The 16,873-nt window shown below is 43.3% G+C and carries 14 protein-coding genes; 9 read left to right on the top strand and 5 right to left on the bottom strand.

Going from position 1 to position 16,873, the window contains the following annotated elements; translation table 11 throughout:
• Positions 1 to 134 precede the first annotated feature (134 nt).
• The 3 genes from DIU38_RS14350 to DIU38_RS14340 are packed head-to-tail and all read left to right on the top strand — an operon-like array spanning position 135 to position 3,741.
• Positions 135 to 545 carry a cytochrome c maturation protein CcmE domain-containing protein gene (locus tag DIU38_RS14350; RefSeq protein WP_091171412.1) on the top strand — a complete coding sequence of 137 codons (411 nt, stop codon included), beginning with the start codon at positions 135 to 137 and terminating at the stop codon, positions 543 to 545.
• A gap of 9 nt (positions 546 to 554) precedes the next feature.
• Entirely contained in the window at positions 555 to 3,017 is a 2,463-nt protein-coding gene (gene ccsA / locus DIU38_RS14345; protein ID WP_112652096.1) for a cytochrome c biogenesis protein CcsA, read from the top strand.
• 10 nt (positions 3,018 to 3,027) lie between these two features.
• Positions 3,028 to 3,741: a phytanoyl-CoA dioxygenase family protein gene (locus DIU38_RS14340; protein WP_112652095.1), complete on the top strand. Its 714-nt coding sequence runs from the start codon at positions 3,028 to 3,030 to the stop codon at positions 3,739 to 3,741.
• Here the strand turns inward: DIU38_RS14340 and DIU38_RS14335 are convergent.
• A complete protein-coding gene (locus DIU38_RS14335) occupies positions 3,735 to 4,421 on the bottom strand; it encodes a hypothetical protein (protein ID WP_146750449.1) in 687 nt (228 codons plus the stop codon). The two genes, DIU38_RS14340 and DIU38_RS14335, sit on opposite strands and share 7 nt — an antisense overlap.
• Before the next feature lie 63 nt (positions 4,422 to 4,484).
• The gene (locus tag DIU38_RS14330) at positions 4,485 to 5,405 is read right to left on the bottom strand and encodes an alpha/beta fold hydrolase (RefSeq protein ID WP_112652093.1); all 921 of its coding nucleotides are present in this window, start codon (positions 5,403 to 5,405) and stop codon (positions 4,485 to 4,487) included.
• An 82-nt stretch (positions 5,406 to 5,487) separates the two neighbouring features.
• Here DIU38_RS14330 and DIU38_RS14325 point away from each other — a divergent pair, with 82 nt between their 5' ends.
• The 6 genes from DIU38_RS14325 (at position 5,488) to DIU38_RS14300 (ending at position 9,197) form a co-directional block, all read left to right on the top strand.
• Complete coding sequence (locus DIU38_RS14325) at positions 5,488 to 6,270, top strand: Rossmann-like and DUF2520 domain-containing protein (protein ID WP_112652092.1); 783 nt, start codon at positions 5,488 to 5,490, stop codon at positions 6,268 to 6,270.
• A gap of 19 nt (positions 6,271 to 6,289) precedes the next feature.
• Positions 6,290 to 6,622, top strand: coding sequence for a 2Fe-2S iron-sulfur cluster-binding protein (locus DIU38_RS14320; RefSeq protein WP_090524420.1), 333 nt, complete (start codon positions 6,290 to 6,292; stop codon positions 6,620 to 6,622).
• Positions 6,623 to 6,712: 90 nt separating this feature from the next.
• On the top strand, positions 6,713 to 6,955 hold the full coding sequence (gene iscX, locus DIU38_RS14315; RefSeq protein WP_091171429.1) for a Fe-S cluster assembly protein IscX: 243 nt from the start codon (positions 6,713 to 6,715) through the stop codon (positions 6,953 to 6,955).
• A 148-nt stretch (positions 6,956 to 7,103) separates the two neighbouring features.
• Entirely contained in the window at positions 7,104 to 7,625 is a 522-nt protein-coding gene (locus DIU38_RS14310) for a KdsC family phosphatase (protein ID WP_090524424.1), read from the top strand.
• An 86-nt stretch (positions 7,626 to 7,711) separates the two neighbouring features.
• Entirely contained in the window at positions 7,712 to 8,320 is a 609-nt protein-coding gene (locus tag DIU38_RS14305; protein WP_112652091.1) for a Maf family protein, read from the top strand.
• A 211-nt stretch (positions 8,321 to 8,531) separates the two neighbouring features.
• Positions 8,532 to 9,197: a DUF4136 domain-containing protein gene (locus DIU38_RS14300; protein ID WP_112652090.1), complete on the top strand. Its 666-nt coding sequence runs from the start codon at positions 8,532 to 8,534 to the stop codon at positions 9,195 to 9,197.
• Positions 9,198 to 9,245: 48 nt separating this feature from the next.
• On the opposite strand, the gene DIU38_RS14295 is transcribed toward DIU38_RS14300, so the two are convergent.
• The 3 genes from DIU38_RS14295 to DIU38_RS14285 all read right to left on the bottom strand — a co-directional run bounded on the left by DIU38_RS14295 (position 9,246) and on the right by DIU38_RS14285 (position 16,781).
• The gene (locus tag DIU38_RS14295; RefSeq protein WP_112652089.1) at positions 9,246 to 9,446 is read right to left on the bottom strand and encodes a hypothetical protein; all 201 of its coding nucleotides are present in this window, start codon (positions 9,444 to 9,446) and stop codon (positions 9,246 to 9,248) included.
• Positions 9,447 to 9,462: 16 nt separating this feature from the next.
• Complete coding sequence (locus DIU38_RS14290) at positions 9,463 to 14,109, bottom strand: T9SS type A sorting domain-containing protein (RefSeq protein ID WP_112652088.1); 4,647 nt, start codon at positions 14,107 to 14,109, stop codon at positions 9,463 to 9,465.
• Positions 14,110 to 14,795: 686 nt separating this feature from the next.
• Positions 14,796 to 16,781, bottom strand: a complete 1,986-nt coding sequence (locus tag DIU38_RS14285; RefSeq protein ID WP_112652087.1) for a M1 family metallopeptidase — start codon at positions 16,779 to 16,781, stop codon at positions 14,796 to 14,798.
• Positions 16,782 to 16,873: the final 92 nt, after the last annotated feature.

Genomic DNA, 16,873 nt, shown 5'->3' with positions numbered 1-16,873 from the left:
TGAAATTCATCAAATTCGAGTTTTGATGTTTTAATCAAGAATGATTCTAAATAATACATATGTCTTGTAATAAACATTATTCGCTGCACGTTTTGTATTTTTGCAAATCGTTATTTTAATAATATAAACCGCAGATGAAAAAAAGTGCAATTTTTGGTCTTGTTGTTATCGCTATAGCCATAGCGGTTATCATAAGTGTTTATTCAAGCTCAAGCACCTATGCAACCTTTGCCGAAGCGCAGCAAACCAGCAGTGAACTGCATGTAATAGGCCATTTTAGCAAGGGAAAAGAAATGGTTTATGACGCTGCTAAGGATGCCAATTATTTTTCATTTTATATGAAAGATAATAAAGGCGAAGAGCGTAAAGTTGTTTTTACCGGTACCAAACCGGAAGATTTTGAGCGTTCGGAGCAACTGGTACTTACCGGCCAGATGGTTGGGAGTGAGTTTCATGCATCAAAGATCCTGATGAAATGTCCTTCCAAATACACGCAGGATAAGTTAGAAGTTACAGAAGCGAAGGCTAAACAAGCCAGCATTTAATCATTTTTGATGAATACAGTTTTTAAGGGCGAACACCTTTTACCGGGACAAATCGGCCAGTTTTTTATTGTTCTTTCGTTTGGTGCAGCCCTGCTGTCATTTATAAGTTACTATTTTGCTACTACTGATGATGCCGGTAAGGCCGACAGCAGCTGGCAGCGTTTAGGCCGTTTAGGTTTTTACGTAAATTCTATCTCTATTTTAGGAATGGGCACCTGCCTGTTCTATGTGCTTTACAATCACTATTTCGAGTACCATTATGCCTGGGCTTATACCTCGCGCTCATTGCCTGTTTACTACTTGGTATCGGGTTTCTGGAACGGACAGGAGGGTGGCTTTTTGCTTTGGGCCTTTTGGCAGGCTGTTTTAGGTAATGTGCTTATTGCAAGGGCCAAATCATGGGAGCGCCCGGTAATGACGGTTGTAGCCCTGTCGCAAGTGATATTGGGTACTATGGTATTGGGTATCGATATTTTTGGTCAGCGGATAGGTAGTTCGCCGTTCTTGTTGTTACGTAATTCAGGTATCGAAGCGCCTATATTTTCGCAACCAAACTACCTGGATTTTATAAAAGACGGACAGGGGATGAATCCATCCTTACAGAACTACTGGATGGTCATTCACCCGCCTACGCTGTTCCTGGGTTTTGCATCTATTATAGTTCCGTTTGCTTACGCGGTTGCCGGGCTTTGGCAAAAACGTTATAAAGAGTGGGTACAGCCCGCTATATCATACGCCTTGTTTGGTTCTATGATATTGGGTACCGGGGTGATCATGGGTTCGTTTTGGGCGTATGAATCATTGAACTTCGGTGGCTTTTGGGCCTGGGACCCGGTTGAGAATGGATCTATTTTTCCGTGGTTAACCATGGTTGCGGCGTTGCATGTGCTTATCGTATTTAAAAATACAGGTCATTCCTATTTTACAGCTACACTGCTGGTATTGCTGAGTTTTGTACTGGTGTGGTACACTTCGTTCCTCTCAAGGAGCGGTATCCTTGGCGAAAGCTCTGTACATGCGTTTACCGATTTAGGTATGTTTTGGCAGCTGGTTATCGGCATCCTGATATTCCTTGTTTTATCTGTTTGGGTTTTGGTTTGGCGATGGAAAGAACTGCCTATCACCAAAAAAGACGAAGAAACCTACTCACGTGAGTTTTGGATGTTTGTAGGTTCGGTATTTTTAGGCCTGTCATGCTTCCACCTTATCGTTGTAACATCGGTGCCTGTATGGAATGCCATGTTTGGTACCAAAATAGCACCTCCTTCTGATGCTGTTAAACATTATAACGTGATCCAGTCGTCATTTGCGTTTGTAGTGACTTTACTTACCGGCTTTACGCAATTCCTGAAATATAAAAAGACTGATATTACCCGGTTCTTCATTACTACCGGTGTTTACCTTGTGTTTGCCATACTGGTAACAGCGCTTGTTGTTTACTTAACCGGGGTTTATCGCCTTAATTTCGTGTTTAACCTGGTGATGTGCGGTTCGGTTTACTCGGTGATCGCCAATGCCAAAGTATTGGTTGATGCCTTTAAAGGTAAGTTCAAGCTGGCCGGTTCGGCAGTGGCGCATTTAGGGTTCGGTTTGTTGATGGTGGGCGCGGTTATAGCGGCAGGTACCAGCAAAGTGGTTTCTGAAAATGCAAGCGGTGTGGTTAATGTGCAGGGCTTTGATGCCAAAGCCGGCAATGCCCGCGAAAACATCATGATCTACAAAAACACCCCGGTAAAAATGGGCGATTATACAGTTACCTATCTTGGCGATTCGATATCATCACCTTACCATTTTTACAGGGTTGATTATAAAAAGTTTGATGCCAATGGTAAATTGCTCGAAAACTTTGTACTTAAACCCAAAGTGCAGGCCAGCCGTGATGCGGGAATGTCTTCATCGCCCGATACCAAGCATTATTTATTAAATGACCTTTATACTCACGTTACCGCTATACCAAGCGAAGGTTTTGCCATGCAGGGCGAGGCCGGGCACGACGAAGGTAACGATGATAAAAACTACGATGAGCCTGTAGCCCATGAAGTGGCTATCGGCGATACCATCAGGTACCGTGATGGCTTTATGCTGGTTAAATCATTAAACAAACAGGCCACGGTACAAAATATCCCGCTTACCGCTAATGATGTAGCTATTGGCGCTAATATCGAAGTTCATGCCCGCGACGGCAAAGTATACAATGCCGAGCCCATATTTATGATCAGGGGCGGTAACGTGTTTGATTTTGCCCGTAAGGTTGAGGATGCCGGTTTAAAACTGCGTTTCTCAAGGATCAACCCTGAGAATAAAAAAGTGGAGATCACTGTTTATCAGCAGCCGCAAAACAAACGCCCATGGATTGTGATGCGAGCCATCAGTTTCCCGTATATTAACTTCTTCTGGAGCGGTACTATCATTATGGTGATAGGCTTCCTGCTTTCAATTCAAAGACGTAATAAAGAACTTAAAACTGTTTAACTTTTGTTAAATGGATATTACCAGGCATCAGTATGAAATAGTCCGGCAGGGGTTTTCTGTTGTTGAGCATATTTATACTGATGCTGAAGTAAAAGTCATCGTCGCCGGTATTGAAAACGTGGATAAAGCCAGTCCGCTGTTCAGGCAAACAGATGACCTGTTTGCGATAAGGCAGTTTTTAAAGGCAGTGCCCGAAATAAGCCCACTGATTTTTACGGGGAGATTAAAAACCTGCTTACAGCAATTGTTTGGTGACGGATATTTCGCCGTTAAATCCATCTATTTCGATAAACCCGGATCATCCAACTGGTTTGTAGCCTGGCACCAGGACCTGACCATTTCTGTTGATAAAAAGATTGAGATAACAGGCTACGGCCCCGGGACGGTTAAGCATAACCAATTTGCCGTGCAACCGCCTCTCCATATTTTGCAGGATAACTTCACCATCCGGATCCATCTTGATGATACAGATGAAGGTAACGGTGCCCTGAAAGTGTTGCCAGGTTCGCATCTCAAAGAGATCTATCGTCCTGAAAATATCGACTGGCAGCAGGAAACCGAGGTAAGCTGCAATGTACAGGCAGGTGGTATCATGATCATGCGGCCTTTACTCATGCATGCCTCAAACCGTACTACCAACAGCAAACGGCGTAGGGTAGTACATATTGAGTTTAGCAGGGCAACGCTTGCTGATGGGATTGATTGGGCGGAAAGGATTTATTGATCGTACTTCCTTGTTCCGTAAGGTACTCCGACGCTTATGAAGAACGCTTTCAACATATCGTATTTCTGTTTACAATCTATTCCTACGTTTATTTTTCGTGAACCGGAATCACTCGCGTGGCAAGTGAAACAGATATCAAGATGGTCGATTACCCTGTCATTTTTATCAAGAAATACGATCGAATTACGCGGTTCGAAGCAGCCAGGCAGGGATGTTATCAGGTAGTTTTTCATACCGCTGTAGCCATAGTTGAAGATAATGTCAGAGAATTTTTCAATTTGTTCACGTGTTAAGAATTTAGACTGCTTAACATTGTCGTATTTTAGGTGATCGTTTTCAATAATAATGCCGCCAATAGTATCCGGCTCTTCTGGGGCTTTAGGAAAACCTGCCGAATCAATAGTTCTGTTTGAATTCTTTGGCACACCTACGTATGATATAGCTAATATTTTTGCTGCGATTGAAAAAGGATATTTCTTTAATCGCTGGGTAACAGTGAACATTTTTGTATATAAGCAATTATCAAATTCCGGTTTATAGCCCTTAATGCTTTCACGCGTATAACTTACGTGATATACAATTTTTCGTTTGAAAATATGTTTTACTTTTTGATGAACCGTTGTATCTGTAAAATAATAACCATTGCGACTGCAGTTTGCGTAACAGGCAAGGTTTATCAATAACAAAAAGCAGGTAATCAATCTAAATTTCATCTGATAAAACTACAGATAAAATTGATTTTCCTACCCCTTCAAAAACGAAAGGATCTTAGCATTTACGGTGTCGGCCTTTTCAATCATGGGTAAATGTGCTGCGCTATCAACAGGGAAAAAGTCGGTCTTCAATACACTACGGATGGAATCACTAAAACGTAGGGGTAGGGTTTTATCAGCTTTGCCCCATATCAGTAATACGCTTTTGCCTGCACTGTTGAGGCAGGTATTGCTTTCACGACCATTTTGGTTGTAATTGTACAGGGTTGAAACCAGCGCGTTTCTAAACCCCTTATACGCCATTTGCGCGAGGTAGCGGTTTATCCACCCTGGGTGGTTTTTCGGATAAAGAAAATCGGTTGTTTGTCCTTTTGCTCTTTCGTCGGAGTTCACGGCTTCGTTATAAAGTGTGAAATATTGCGGAGCTACCGGCTTTTTTTGTTCATATACCGGGTCAACAAGAATAACTTTATTAATTAGGTTGGGGTGGCTACATGTAAAGTTTGTTATTACCGCGCCGCCGAATGATACGCCAGCTAAATTTACTTTGTTCCCTAATTTAAGCTGATTGATAAGATCAAGAATTTGCGTATTGTAAAGATTCTGAGTGTAAGGGACATCAGGCCTGTCTGAATAACCGCGCCCATACATATCATAGCGTAATACCCGGTATCCTTTTTTTATCAAAAAATCGTACGTTGGGTCCCAGATATAATAGGGTACGCTAAAACCGTGAACAAGTATAACAACCTGGGCACTATCAGGGCCTTCAAGCTGGTAATGGGTTACCCCCTGGCTTAATTTGATAAAGCTGCCAGGGATGTTTTTGCGGCTTGCATCGGTTAAGGTTTTGGTTTCTTTATTGTTATATCTATAGAAGCCGTATAGTATTAATGACGCGGCCCCGACAAGAAATATCACAATTATAATGCTTACTTTAAGTATTTTCATGCGGTATTAGATGTTGGTTTCTAAAATACAGAAATATTTATACTACAGTTAGTTAAATAATTATATCTATTGTAAAGAATATATGAACATTACTATAATAGGCTCTGGCAACGTAGCAACCCATATGGCAGCAGCGTTTAAAAATGCAGGCCACCGTATTGTGCAGGTATACAGCCGCGATATACAGCATGCCGCTTTATTGGCCTACCATGTTAGCGCCGAAGCGATAGATAGCCTTGACAATATTAATCCTGATACGGGATTGTTTGTTGTTTCGGTTAAGGACGATGCTATAACGACTGTTGTTAAAGCGTTGTCGGCCCATAAAAAGTTAATAGTACATACATCGGGCTCAACCGATTTGAACAGTTTGCTGGCTTTTACCCCGAAGGCCGGTGTATTTTACCCCCTGCAAACGTTTAGCAAGATAAGAGAGGTTGATTTCAGATCTGTCCCGCTCTGTCTTGAAGGTGCTGATGATGGTATACTTGCTGATTTAAAGCAGCTGGCATTTACCATCAGTAATAATGTATATAGCGTTAACTCCGCCCGGCGCAAAATATTGCACCTCGCCGCGGTATTTGCCTGTAATTTCCCCAATTATTTGTACGGGGTTGCCCAGGACCTGCTTGCGCAAAATCAAATGGAGTTTAACATGCTGCGCCCCCTGATCCTGGAAACTGCCCAAAAAGTGCTTGAACAGGAACCACGCAATGTACAAACCGGCCCTGCAGTACGCAATGATGAGGGCACTATGGCCACTCACATGCAGATGTTAAGTGAGATGCCTATGTTACAGGATATTTACAGTTTGTTAAGTCAGGGTATTATCAAAAACAACAAAGGGATTACCGCACCCGAGTAATTTTGTTACTTTTGCTTAAATGAACATTTATAAAATAAAGATCAATTTCGAGGAAAAAGGGCACGAAAGCGTTGAGTTACCTATAGCCGAAGGAGAATCTGTATTAGACGTATGCCTGGAGAATGGCATTGAACTACAGCACAATTGCGGTGGTGTTTGCGGATGCAGCACATGCCATGTTTATGTAAACAAGGGGATGGATAATATCCAGGAGATATCCGATAAAGAAGAGGATTTTATTGACAGGGCTGTTAACCCGCGCATTAATTCGCGCCTGGGTTGCCAGTGTGTGATTGTTGATGGCGACATTGAAGTTACCCTGCCGGATCAGTCGCAGTTTTTAGGCCACTAATATTTGCATCAATCCGTTTAAACAATAAATAAAACGTATAATTTACAACGTATTAGCGTAACCCCCGGGTAGTACGTAAAATCAACAACAATGAGTGATAATAAATTTGCCTTACCAATTCACTGGAATGATTATGAAGATATTGCCATTGAACTTTATGAAAAGTTTGGTGACGATTTTGACGAATCAAGAATATACCGCATCCGTTTTACCGAACTGCTGGAATGGGTATTGAGCCTGCCTAATTTTGCCGGTACCCGTGCCGAATCAAACGAAGGCCACTTGGAGCAGATCCAATCGGCCTGGGTATATGAGTGGCGGGATAATCAATAATTCAGTTGGCAGTTTTGAGCCGGCGGTTTGCAGTTTTAAATTTGCGATTAGCAGTTTAGCACGAAGCAAACATCTGTAATCAAAAAATCGGTGAAATCACCTCAATAAATCGGTGGGATCACGAAACAAAATCGGTGTAATCACAACCATGGAATCATTCCTGAATAAATTAAAAGATATTACTACCCTCATTTTTGATGTGGATGGCGTTTTGACCGACGGGTCTGTTTTTGTAACGGAAGCTGGCGAACAAAGCCGCGCCTTTAATATTAAAGATGGCTACGCGCTGCAGTTAGCTGTTAAATGCGGTTATAATGTTTGCGCGATATCGGGCAGCCGCTCAAAAAGTGCCATGTACAGGTTAAACAGCCTTGGCATCCAGGATGTGTATATGGGCACACATACCAAATCACAAAGGTTCAAGATTTACCTGGAAGAAAAAAGCATAATAGCCACTAACGTTTTATACATGGGCGATGATATTCCCGACCTGGAAGTGATGAAGCTTGCAGGCCTGCCTGTTTGCCCTGCCGATGCTGTTGAAGAGATCAAAGCGGTTAGCGCCTACGTATCGCCCTACGGCGGCGGCAAAGGCTGTGCCCGCGATATCATTGAAAAAGTGCTGAAGGTTCAGGATAAATGGATGAGCAAACAGGCGTATAGCTGGTAAACCCCACCCAAACCCTCCCCGAAAGGGAGGGCTTTAAGAAGAGTTCCTATCATATATTGGTTATGAATTTATCATCTACAAACACAATGCACAAGAAAGTCTCCCCTATCGGGGGAGATTTAGAGGGGGTGTTCCCACCCGTAATTCTCGCATCAAAATCGCCAAGACGGCAGGAGTTGCTCCGGCTTATGGATATTAATTTCAGGGTTGTGCTTAAAGAGGTTGATGAGTCTTTCCCCGATGGGCTTACCCCAACAGAGGTTGCCCTGCATATAGCCCGTAAAAAAGCAGAAGCATTTGACGAAACGGTAGGAGATGAGGTTGTGCTTACTGCCGATACTATAGTTTGTATTGATGGCCTGATACTGGGTAAACCCGAAACCCGCGCACATGCTATCGAAATGCTGCAAATGCTATCGGGCCGTGTACACCAGGTTATTACCGGTGTATGTTTGTTATATAAAGGGCGTTATAACAATTTTTATGATCTTACCGAAGTGCTCTTCCGCAAGCTTTCTGATGCCGAGATCAGTAATTATGTAGATAAGTACCAGCCGCTTGATAAGGCCGGATCATACGGCATCCAGGAGCTGATAGGCCTGATAGGCATCGAACGGATTGAAGGCTCATATACCAACGTTGTCGGCTTACCTACCGAAAAGGTTTATGCGCAATTGCGCAGCTTAAGCAAATAGATTTCACATACAGGCGCAAGTATTGTGCGGCTGCCTGTGCGGGGATTACTTGTGCCTTTCGCAAACCATTTTATTCGTCGTTACAGTTTCGGTAAACATCGTCAATTTTGATAAAGCGTGTTTTTTCCGGTACAATTAAATAAATAATTATTTAATTTAAACCTTTGTTTACTGCATAGTCTAACGTATTAAATAAAGGGAGTAATTTGTCATGAAAAAAACTATTAATACAGGGCTGGTGTTACTGCTGGTGGCTGCCTTGTCTGCATGCAGCAGTTACAACTATTACACCGCAGCCCGAAACAAAACAGATTTATCCGCTTACCGTACATTTGCCTGGCTACCTCCTGCAACCATGACCAATAAAGCCGGCGCAGTTGTAAAAAAGGAAGTGGCTGATGAAAGGGTTAAGGACGCGGCTATTTCGGCATTGGAAAACAAGGGGTTAAAATTTCAGGAAAATAACCCCGATCTGTTGGTAAGTTATACCACAGTTACCGGCCGGGGAATGAAAACTGAGTTTTATCCTTATTACTATGGCGGTTACCCGGGCTTCGGTTTAGGATTTGGCTGGGGTTGGGGCGGTGGCTGGGGCTATCGTCCGTTTTATGGCTACGGCGGCTGGGGTTGGGGATATCCTTATGGTTACGGTTATGGTGGCGGCGGTTATGCCCGCGTGCCTTACAAAGAAGGTACCCTGATTATCGACATTATGGATACCAAATCGCGCAAACTGGTATGGCGTGGTTTTGGTGTTGGCGAACTGCACAACCCGCAAAAAACTGTAAAGGAACTGCCCAAAGTAGTTAACGGCATTATTGAACAACTACAGCTTAACCAGGTACAGCAAGACCAGGTGCCAATGAAAAAAGCATAGGAAATTTGCTGATCAATTATTGAACTAATGCAAAAATCCCTTCGGGCGCTAAGCCTGGAGGGATTTTTGTTTGCGGTATAAATGGGTTACAGTAAAAATAAGGACGGCTACAGCTAAAACAATAACCCAGCCATCAAGCGGGCAGTTAGCGTCGCCGTCGGCATTATCACAGGGATTATCTAACTGGGCAAAACAGCTTAAGGTGCCGGCCGCAAAAACAAGGGCGGTTAAAAAGAACTTTTTTTTCATATGCGCAAATCGCTTGTTATTGTTTTAAAAATTTACCGGTGCCAATCAACTGTTTGGTTTTATTATCGGTAACTCTTATAATATATGTTCCCGGCACTAAACCGGTTACGTTGTTTTTCCAGTAAAGCTGTGTGATATTTACTGCCTTCAGTATCACACCACTGCTGTTGGTTAACTGAATATTATAGTTTGCTGAAGCGTTGGTTTGCCCTATGGTTAGGTTTAATGTTTCTGTTACAGGGTTTGGATATATCGTAAGCAGGCTATTGCTTATGTTATTTTTTGTATTGGCATACATTAATGGCAGCTCTTTTGACAGGCTGATATCATTGTTTAAATCAGTTAACTGAACACGGTAATTATTTAAGCCTTTTGCCGGGTTAGGGTCAGTATAAGAGTAAGTTCCCAAACCGTTCGATTTTATCACATCCAGGTTTTCCCAGGTTTTGCCGTTATCTGTGCTTCTTTGCAGCGTAAATGTGGTGTAGTTTGCCTCGTTTTCAACAATCCAGGTTGTTTTAGCCCCGCCGGTTGCTTTTACGGCATTAAAATCAAGCAGCCGCAAGCCCAATGCAGGTGATTGGCGCAATATCAGCTGAAAACGTTTTTTACCAAAAGTAGCCGGGATACTTTTATCAATATTGTAGCTGTAAATGTTGTTGTGTTTAAGATCCAACGAATCTTTAGTAAAGTTATCCTTAAGCCATATTTCATAAATGGCAGGTACGTTGCTAAGTGCTCTTAGTTTTAATTGATAAGGCCCGGATGAGGTAGCGTCAGACGTTAGGGGAATGATCTCCTGTTGCTTTTTGGGGAAAGGCCGGTGATGGATAACGGTTTTAACGCTATCGCTTGACAGGGCCGACAAGGCTATCTGTGCACCATTGGTGCCCAGGTCTTCCGCATCTTTACTATTTTCAAACGCTGTACTGGCGTCGTTATTAAATGCAATAACAATATCATCGGTATTAATGGAGTCCTTTATCATTTGCAGCCTTAATATCGGTTCGGCCGATGATGATGAAGTTTGTTGTGATGCTGCTGATTGTACTTCGGCAGCCTTCAATATGCCTATGTCGGCAGCTGTGGCAGCCAGTTTCTGTAACCCCTTATCAACAGGGACATTTAATAAGGCTATCAGATTTGATGCCGTTGGTTGCGTTGTTGACTTCGCCGATTCCCTGAAAGTTAATGACTGCGAAGCTGAGGTAGCCTGTATAAAAAACGCCTGCCCGCTGGCTATCATATTACTTGCGTAGCCATCGCTCGAAATACCGGGGTTAATATTGGTAGTCGTGTCTGCCGTAGATATGGCAGTCGCTTTTTGCATATAGCTTGCATACTGCTTAGTTTTGGGATTGTAAACCCAAATTTTGCCCGGAGCCGATAGGGTTGCAGCCGAAGATACTTCTGAAGGGAAACCGGCCCCGTAAATTGAGGATGTGGCGGAAACGGTTGTTGTTGTGCCCCTGCGGTTAAATTTTTCCCAATTGATGGTGGCTGCGTAAGGATTTCCAACCAGGTTATATCCGTTAACCTGGCTGCCTGTAGTATTGCTGAACAAGAGGCTGGTTGTGCCGCTGTACCAGTTGGTTACTGTAATGTCACCTGTGTTTAATGTACCTGTTGTTGTTAAAGTGGTGTTGGTGGGTACATAGCTTGCGGTTGTTGAAGTTGCAAGATCGGCGGCTGTCCTGTCTCCCCTGAAGAAAAAAAGGAAGCCGTTTCCGACAGGTATGGTATGTGAGCCGTCGGTATCAAAAATATAAGTTGGCGGGGAGTTGATATTGTTGATGCCCCTGAAATTACCGGCTGTAAAAGACGCTTGCGACGAGGCTATGTTTTCCCTGAAGCAATAAATTGTGGGATTGCCCGATTTATCAAAGCCGCCCGTTGTGCCTGTAGTACCGGTTACCCACGATGAGTTTTTAAGATAATTTATACTGATTACCTTGGCTGATGAACCTGTATTAACGGGTGATGAAAGTAACCTGTACCCCCTGTTATATGAATTGCCGCCGCTTATAAAACGCTGTACGTTTACATTGCCTGTAATTGCAGTGCCGGAAGGAATAGCATCTACAGTGGCTGAGCCTGTTGCATCGGAGTTTAACGTTAAAACACCGCCGGCAGCAAGGGTAGCTGTACCGCCCATAGTAAGTATACCCGAGGATGATACCGCGAATTTACCTGTGCCCGACATGGTTTTTATACCGCTGCCATTAACAGTAACATTATTAAATTTTGTGCCGTTGGTGCTGTTGTCTGTAAGAGATTGAGCGCCTGCTTTACTAAAAAACACTGTTCCGGTGCCTGCCGTAAACGTACCCGTGTTGGTGTAATCGCCATTTAAGGTTAGTGTGCCCGACCCGCCTGTAATAAAAGCGCTGTTAGTAGTGTTGCCGGTAATACTAATATTGCCCGAACCCTGGGTTACGTTTGCCGAATTGCTCCAGGTTCCTGTAACAGTTATAACAGGGTTGTTCGTGTTAAGGCCTATTGCACCACCGCTTGTGATCCAGTTTCCGCTTACGGTTAGCGCGCCGCCGTCGACAGTTTTGGCTGCCGCCCCTGATAAGGTGAGGTTATCATAGTTGGAGGGGGTTGTACCTATAAAGCTGTCATTAGTAGCGTGTACAGTTTGCGTGCCCGAAGTAGCTGCATAGTTAACAAGCCCGGTGCCGCTGCCGCCTGTGGTGAAATCGATAGTACCGCCTGTAGCAGCATTTATTGGGGTATTGCCTGTTAAGTTTAAAGTGGTAGCCCCGGTACCGGTATCCATATCAATGAGGGCCGTATTGGTAATAGTAAGTGCGCCGTCGTTTTTGTTTACATAGTTTGAATTTGTGGTTGCAATATTGCTTACCGTTAATGTACCCGAATTTAAATGGAATGTGGCGTTATTAACAGAATAGTTTTGCAATAAGGCAACTGCATAGGTTCCCAACGCCGAGGCTGTTGTATTTAAGGTTAATGAGTTGGTGATGTTAAATAAAGGAACTGTAGCATTTATTATAGTTGTGTTTGATGTTGGAGTGGTAAGCGAAGTAGGGGCAGGGGGAGTAGTATTATCGCCTAATACAAATGAATTGCAGTTTAAAGTAGCAGTTCCCGCGCCCGTAATAGTTGTTGTTACGCCGCCGGCACTGCTATTGTGATTTTGAGTAATTGCACCATTTACAGTAAGTGAATAGGTATTATTAATGGTTAACGTAATTGACGGAGACCCGGATAGCGTGCTGGTTAGAGGGCCAAATATCAGGGATGCTATGCTGGGTACGCTACTTTGAACAATAGGCTGGTTTTTAAATGAAACAACACCAATACGAGCCACGTTGCTTGAAGTTGGTACTGTTGCCGGGCTCCAGTTTCCGGTGTTGTTCCAGTTGTTATCTGAAGCGCCTGTCCAGTCAATCGCGTTCACAAAGGTGATGGTATTACCATTTGACGAGGGACCCGTATAGGTAATGGCTGAGCTGTTTCCATTCCCCGTAAGGGTATTAATGCTGGTGACGGTAATGGTACCGGTAGGGCTGCCACCATAATTTAGTTGGCTTTTTACCGTACCTGTATAAAAATAATAGCCGGGGACAGAGTAGGATCCATCTGTATTGCCCGAGCTTGAGATAAGGTCGCCCACACTATAATCTTGTATAGCGTTACCGGTGTACGTTACTGAACTTATCAATGCATCAGATGAGGTAGAATAATACGAATCATCTGATCGGTACAAGCTCCCTGAACTATTGAAATAGGCCTCGAACCCTGCACCGGATGTGTTCATTACCAGTTGATTAATAACAAAGTTGCCCCTTGATATTATTTTGAGGCCATAGAGGATTACACTTTCGCTTTCATAATAAGCAGGTTGCGTTACATTATTAGCCGTTCCGTTTGCTCCTGTAGTGGTAAATTGAAGCACACGGGTATACATATCAAAATTATCCCACTGAAAACGGCCATCTGTTGTGCATGTTGATTCAAGATAGGAATAATAATAAGTATTATATCCGCTGCCGGTTGTACTGGTACTTGAAGCCACAAGCGTTTTGGCCGTAGTCATGCCTGCTACAAAAACATCTTTAAAAATTGCCCAGCGGCCATTTTTTAAACGCTGTACCTTGATCATATATGTTTGCTGATCATTAGCCATTGTTGCATTAAGGAGTTCATTATAATGGCCCGAGTTCGTGCCACTATCATACCTGTACCGCAAACTGAGTGTCGTACCTGTATGAGTTATATAAATACCCTGCATATTATTGGTGGTATAACCATTGGCAATAAGCCAATAACGCCAGGTATTGTTACCAACAGCCATCACGTCAGGATCAGAGGGGCCTGTACTGCTGTTGTTTTTATAAATGAAGTTCCACTCAAAATCATTGGCGGTAAGATCTACGCTCCCTGATGTGCCGCTTCCGACAAAATCCCACCTGATAGCGCTTATAGCGTTGGTTGCAGGTACCGCGGATCGCAGGCTTACCGAGCCGTTTAAAGGGCTTGTAGTTGATGCGTCTATGGTAACCGATGAACTTGTGCGGGCGGCATTACCAACCCCGGTTGCTCCTAATGATGTTATATTACCGGCAGAGGAAGTTTCAAAGTTATTGTAATAGTAGGTAAGGTTATCGCTGGTTTCCTGGGCCGCAACTGCGCTCATCAGGCATAGCAGATATCCGGTAAATAAAACGCAGCGTAATTGTGATTTCAAATTAATAGGGTTTCGGGCAAGTAATATCAATAATGATGCTGGTTCAATAAAACCGGATTAAAGTACAAATTTCAACTCAAATATGCGGTTGTGTTGCCAATGGCATCGGTTGTGATGTTTTTTATTGAAAAAATGGAAAATTTAGAGAAATTAATTATTGATTACTGTTTACACATTTTGGGGAATATTTTCTACTATGCTTTTAATCAATAAGCAGGCTGTTAACTTACAGTAAGGACTAATTAATCACCGGGTAACGATAAATATTAAAAAATATTCCTGTTAGGAGTGAGGATTTTTGTTGCCGGTAAAAACTGTTCAGATTTGATTGGTGGTTATGTGTCCTGTAACAATCATCACCATTTTGACTTTAGTCAACCGAATGCCAATTAATGTGACGATGACTATACGCTACATGGGGTGTTTCGGAGCGGCGTCGGACAAGTGTTCAATTTTTAAAAAAGCGGGTGTTCAACTTTTTGCAGTGTGGAATTGCAATGTGCTGATTATCAAAGCGCATGTGTTCAATTTGTATTTTATGGAAAATGCAAGTAGTTGATAATCAGTATTTGTTTATTTAAAAAAATACGCCAGGTGTTCCACATTAAAAAATTGAACACCTGGCGTTATATGCTTTATTTAACCTTTTGACTGTTATTGCTGCGGTTAAGATCAGGCAGGGCGTTGTCGGGATCAATGGTCACCGATTCAGCTTCCTGTGTAGTAGGCAGCGTATACGTGATTTGCCTGGATTGCAGCCAGGTTTCAACCGGCAGGTAAAAACGTTTCTTATTGCCATCTTTAAATTCTACCTCAACAGTAAACGGCATGGGCAACTGCTCTTTGTTTACAGCTTTGATGGTGATACCTTTGGATGCATCTTTACCTGCATATTTTGTGTCGATAAGCGCTATATCAATCAGCCAGTTATTGTAAAACCAGCCCTTCCAAAACCAGGAAAGGTCTTCGCCCGCCCCATTCTCTATCGAACGGAAAAAATCATCAGGTTGTGGGTGTTTGTAAGCCCACTGGTTAATGTAATTTTTAAAGGCATAGTCAAATCTGTCTTTCCCTAAAATTTGCTCGCGCAGCAATACCAGGCCAAATGCCGGCTTATAGTAGGTAAGCGGATGGCGGTATTTTTCGGGGATAGCATCAGGAGCGGTCATAATACTTGGCGATTGCGGATCAAGCAGTGATGGGATAATTTCATCGGCAGGGTTGCCGCCGCCGGGAGCATACTCACTATCACGCTTGGGGGCATACTCGCCTTTATTAAAAGCATCGGATGCATATATATCGATAAAAGTATTGAGGCCTTCATCCATCCAGGCATAGCGGCGCTCGTTTGATCCTACAATCATCGGGAACCAGTTATGGCCTATCTCGTGGGCTGTTACCCAGTAAAGTACGCTGCCTTTATCGGTGATGCCGTCAAACACAATGCCGGGATATTCCATTCCTCCGGCAATACCAGCTTCGTTAATAGCAACCGGGTAAGGATATACAAACCACTTTTCCGAAAAGTATTCAATTGATTTTTTGAGATATTCGGTAGCCCGGCCCCAGGCATCGTTGCCATAGCTTTCGGCCGGATAAACGCTCATTGCTAATGATTTTTTTCCACCAGGCAGGTTAACCCTTGCTGCATCCCATATGTAAGCTTTTGATGCACCAAAGGCAACATCGCGGGTGTTGAGCATTTTAAAATGCCAGGTGAGGGTACCCTTGTTAACCGGGCGACTGGCCGGGTCATTAACTTCGGCCAAATCACGGACCATGATGGTTTTATCACTGTTGCGGGCTTGGCCTAAGCGGGCTATTTGTTTGGCGGTCAAAACCTCCTTTGGGTTAAGTAATTCGCCTGAGCCTGCTACGATCATATCCCATGGCACGGTTACGGAATAATCTATATCGCCATAATCTAAATAAAACTCACCGCTGCCCAGAAATGGTAGGGTATCCCAGCCGTGACTGTCGTCATAAACACACATGCGCGGAAACCACTGTGCAATTTCGTAGATCTTGCCATTTTTGGTATCGCAATAATCAGTACGGCCTCCAAAGGCACCGGGAATGGTGTAATGATAATTAATACGCAGTTTTATTGCCCCCTTTTGCAGCGGGTGTGCAAGGCGTACCTGCATGCGGGCATCTGTAATTACAAATGGTACGGGTTTAACTACATCGCCATTATCAACCGAAACGGATTCTATCTGGTAACCGCTGGTATGCTGGTCGGCGCCGGGTGTATGGTCTGTGAAGAAATTAGAGCGGGCATCCTGTTTATAAGTATTTTGATCAAGCTGCAGCCAAAGGTAAGGCAATGCATCCGGGCTGTTATTGGTATAGTTAATCACCACAGTACCGCTGATGGTTTTCTTTACGGTATCCAGGGTAACTTTCAGATTATAGTCTGCCCGGTTTTGCCAGTATCTTGGTCCGGGTGCGCCATTAGCCGAATGAAATTCGTTTCCTTTTTCGGTATAAAACATAGGCAAAAAAGCCGCCGACGGGTTGTAGTTTGATGAAGTATCGTTTGGATTGAGTTTCCCTTTTTGCGCGAATGCGCCGAGTGCTAACACCGACAGTAAACCAATGCCGATAAATTTTAATTTCATGGTGTGCATTTAAGCACCCAATATACAAAGGATGGGACTGAAATTTGATTTTATAGATATTTACTTATCAGCATAATAAAAAAACTATTTTA

Origin of the sequence: Mucilaginibacter metallidurans, assembly GCF_003286435.2 — a bacterium.
GTDB lineage: Bacteria > Bacteroidota > Bacteroidia > Sphingobacteriales > Sphingobacteriaceae > Mucilaginibacter > Mucilaginibacter gossypii.
This window is presented reverse-complemented; position numbering and strand designations above follow the sequence as displayed.

Coding starts and splice junctions, on each gene's coding strand:
- DIU38_RS14350 (WP_091171412.1), top strand. CDS start 135: ATGAAAAAAAGTGCAATTTTTGGTCTTGTTGTTATCGCTATAGCCATA.
- ccsA (WP_112652096.1), top strand. CDS start 555: ATGAATACAGTTTTTAAGGGCGAACACCTTTTACCGGGACAAATCGGC.
- DIU38_RS14340 (WP_112652095.1), top strand. CDS start 3,028: ATGGATATTACCAGGCATCAGTATGAAATAGTCCGGCAGGGGTTTTCT.
- DIU38_RS14330 (WP_112652093.1), bottom strand. CDS start 5,405: ATGAAAATACTTAAAGTAAGCATTATAATTGTGATATTTCTTGTCGGG.
- DIU38_RS14325 (WP_112652092.1), top strand. CDS start 5,488: ATGAACATTACTATAATAGGCTCTGGCAACGTAGCAACCCATATGGCA.
- DIU38_RS14320 (WP_090524420.1), top strand. CDS start 6,290: ATGAACATTTATAAAATAAAGATCAATTTCGAGGAAAAAGGGCACGAA.
- iscX (WP_091171429.1), top strand. CDS start 6,713: ATGAGTGATAATAAATTTGCCTTACCAATTCACTGGAATGATTATGAA.
- DIU38_RS14310 (WP_090524424.1), top strand. CDS start 7,104: ATGGAATCATTCCTGAATAAATTAAAAGATATTACTACCCTCATTTTT.
- DIU38_RS14305 (WP_112652091.1), top strand. CDS start 7,712: ATGCACAAGAAAGTCTCCCCTATCGGGGGAGATTTAGAGGGGGTGTTC.
- DIU38_RS14300 (WP_112652090.1), top strand. CDS start 8,532: ATGAAAAAAACTATTAATACAGGGCTGGTGTTACTGCTGGTGGCTGCC.
- DIU38_RS14295 (WP_112652089.1), bottom strand. CDS start 9,446: ATGAAAAAAAAGTTCTTTTTAACCGCCCTTGTTTTTGCGGCCGGCACC.
- DIU38_RS14290 (WP_112652088.1), bottom strand. CDS start 14,109: ATGAGCGCAGTTGCGGCCCAGGAAACCAGCGATAACCTTACCTACTAT.
- DIU38_RS14285 (WP_112652087.1), bottom strand. CDS start 16,781: ATGAAATTAAAATTTATCGGCATTGGTTTACTGTCGGTGTTAGCACTC.